The 1,333-nt window shown below is 62.0% G+C and carries 2 pseudogenes; one reads left to right on the top strand and one right to left on the bottom strand.

From position 1 onward, the window contains the following. Positions 1–349: pseudogene (locus CRT23_RS27510) on the bottom strand (hypothetical protein); the annotation flags it as partial. A gap of 190 nt (positions 350–539) precedes the next feature. Between CRT23_RS27510 and CRT23_RS29725 the strand changes: the two are divergent. Then, positions 540–1,264, top strand: a pseudogene (locus CRT23_RS29725) (IS701 family transposase); the annotation flags it as partial. Positions 1,265–1,333: the final 69 nt, after the last annotated feature.

Below are 1,333 nucleotides of genomic sequence, written 5' to 3'. Positions count from 1 at the left end.
GGTACTCGAAGGCGTTGGCGGTGTTGATGTGGCCCGAGACGTAGGGGGTCGGGATATCGTTGGCGTAGGCACTTGGGGTGCGCTGCGCCGTGATCGTGAGAATACCATCTGAAGCGTCAGTCGCGTCTGCCTTGATGGAGAAAGGGTCAATTCTGGGCTTGATGCCCGTCGACGTGACGTAGTTCGCGTCAACCCAGGTTTGGCTCTGATGCAGGTTGGTCTGCGTCCGGTCTCCCCAGGGCAAAGTGGTCATGTAGCCGGGGCTACCCGCGCCATTAAGGCTGGTTCGATTGAACTCATCGGAGAAGGTCAAAGTCATGCCGGCGCGCGGCGGGACGGGAGTGGGCATGGCCAGGGTTCTCGGGAAAGTGCGAAATGCTGCTAGGGGCGACAGGCGTCTCACTAATCCAGCCAAAAGGCGATTTTAGGGCTGGCTGTGCGTCTCAATCCGTTGAGACTGCGATGGAAGTGCACTAGTACTACTGTGTCAAAAAATTTGGATGTAGGATTTGTGATTCGATCTCGTAATGGAGCGAGGCATGGATCGCATGAACTCTCCGCTGGGTGCCGACCCGTTGCGTTTGACGAGCTATCTGGAGGCTTTGTCCGGCGTCCTGGGTCATGCTGATCGGATCGCGCCGCTGAAGGCCTACTGCACGGGTCTCCTCCTGCCGGGCACTCGCAAGAGCATCGAGCCGATGGCGGCCCGGATCGCGCCGGCGCGTGTCCAAGCGACCCATTAGGCGCTGCATCACTTCGTGGCCAAGGGCGAATGCGGACGACGCTTTGCTGGCCCGGGTACGCAGCGAGGTCCTGCCGGTGATCGAGCGTCAGGCTTCGATCCAGGCCTGGATCGTCGATGACACCGGCTTTCCCAAGAAAGGCCGTCACTCGGTTGGGGTGGGACGGCGATACTGCGGTCAGATCGGCAAGCAGGACAACTGTCAGGTTGCCGTGACCCTCTCGGTGGCCAACACCCAGGCCAGTCTGCCGGTGGGCGTATCGCCTCTACCTGCCGGAAGCCTGGACCCAGGATGCCGAGCGGCGCAGCAAGGCCGGCGTGCCCGAGGTGATCGGCTTCCAGACCAAGCCAGAGATCGCGCTGGATCAGATCCGAGCAGCCTTGGCCGATGGAGTGGCGCCCGGCCTCGTTCTGGCAGATGCCGGATACGGGATCGATACGGCCTTCCGTACGGCGCTGACGGCTTTGGGCTTGCGCTACAGTCTGGGTGTTCAGTCCTCGACGAGCCTGCGGGCCCCAGGATATGAGAGCTGCCCTATGTGGGCTCGTCAGGCGTGCACCTCCGTGGCTGGGATCCGATCGCGAGACACG

The organism is Methylobacterium sp. V23 (assembly GCF_002917135.1).
GTDB lineage: Bacteria > Pseudomonadota > Alphaproteobacteria > Rhizobiales > Beijerinckiaceae > Methylobacterium.
Note: the sequence above shows the minus strand (reverse complement) of the source record. Positions and strands in the feature narration are given on the sequence as shown.